This window comes from Bartonella sp. AA9NXGY (assembly GCF_042196845.1).
Classification (GTDB): Bacteria; Pseudomonadota; Alphaproteobacteria; order Rhizobiales; family Rhizobiaceae; genus Bartonella.
Genome location: NZ_JBHIRB010000080.1, coordinates 1 through 1,079 on the forward strand (window position 1 = coordinate 1; position 1,079 = coordinate 1,079).

Consider the following 1,079-nt stretch of genomic DNA (forward strand, 5'->3'; position numbering starts at 1 on the left):
CACTTTTGTGGGGCTTTTTTTATGGAGCGTCAGATGAGAAAGATATCGAAAGAAGGATTAGAGCTTATCAAACAATGGGAAGGTTTGCGTTTAGAGGCTTATCGAGATACGGCATGTGTCTGGACGATTGGTTATGGTCACACCAGCAATGCGGGTCACCCCCTTGTCAAAAAAGGCATGTGTATTAGCCAAAAGCAAGCAGAAGAAATCCTTTGTGAAGACTTAAAGCAATTTGAGCAGACGGTAGAGGAATCGGTGACGGTTTCGTTAACGGATTGCCAATTCGCGGCATTGGTCTCATTTTGCTATAATGTAGGAACAGCTGCTTTTCGCAAGTCAACCTTGTTGAAGAAGCTTAATCAAGGGGATTATGAAGCCGTACCCTTAGAATTACAGAAATGGAATAAGGTCGGTGGGAAGCCTCTTGCGGGTTTAGCCAACCGTCGAGCAGCAGAAGCGGGATTATGGGTAAAAGGGGCTTATGTTTCTTCGAATTATCAAAGGGTAGAAACGAAAACAGCAAGCGGTCTTTTAAAGATAGAAGCACTTGCCCCGATTATAGGGTCTTGTTCGGGGTTTGGAGGCTTGTTGGTTGGCAATGGTCCGGTGCAATGGGCTTTAGCAGGCATCATGGTTTTAGCGGCTGTAACGGGCATAGTGATTGTCGCCAAGCGGTTTGGGGAGCAACGCTTATGATTTTTTGGCTAAAGAAATATTCTCTTATGTTTACAGCGGCTTTAGCCGTTTTTTTTATGGCTTTAGCCAAGGCTTTTCAGCTTGGCAAGCAAAGCGAACGGCAAAAGCAAACAGAGAATGCTTTAAAGACAGCAACAACCCGTCTTGAGGTAGAAAATGAAGTTAATCAAAAAAGTGATGCTGGTGTGCGCTCTGAACTTTCTCGTTGGGTGCGCGGCAAATAGGTCTGTTTCTTGTGGTGGCTGGTTGCCCATTTATTTGGATAATCAGGATGTTGAGGTCATCAGTTCCAACCTTGCAAGAGATATTTTGAAGCATAACAAGCAGGGAGCCCATTTATGTGGTTGGAAAGATGGTCAAGAAACGAAGCAGCAAAGATAAAG

2 protein-coding genes are annotated in these 1,079 nt (G+C 44.5%); both read left to right on the forward strand.

From position 1 onward, the window contains the following. Positions 1-33 precede the first annotated feature (33 nt). The gene (locus tag ACFIM6_RS09890; RefSeq protein WP_375612676.1) at positions 34-696 is read left to right on the forward strand and encodes a lysozyme; all 663 of its coding nucleotides are present in this window, start codon (positions 34-36) and stop codon (positions 694-696) included. Next, positions 693-920 carry a hypothetical protein gene (locus tag ACFIM6_RS09895; protein ID WP_375612675.1) on the forward strand — a complete coding sequence of 76 codons (228 nt, stop codon included), beginning with the start codon at positions 693-695 and terminating at the stop codon, positions 918-920. The genes ACFIM6_RS09890 and ACFIM6_RS09895 overlap by 4 nt, the downstream gene beginning before the upstream one ends. The last annotated feature ends 159 nt before the right edge of the window (positions 921-1,079 follow it).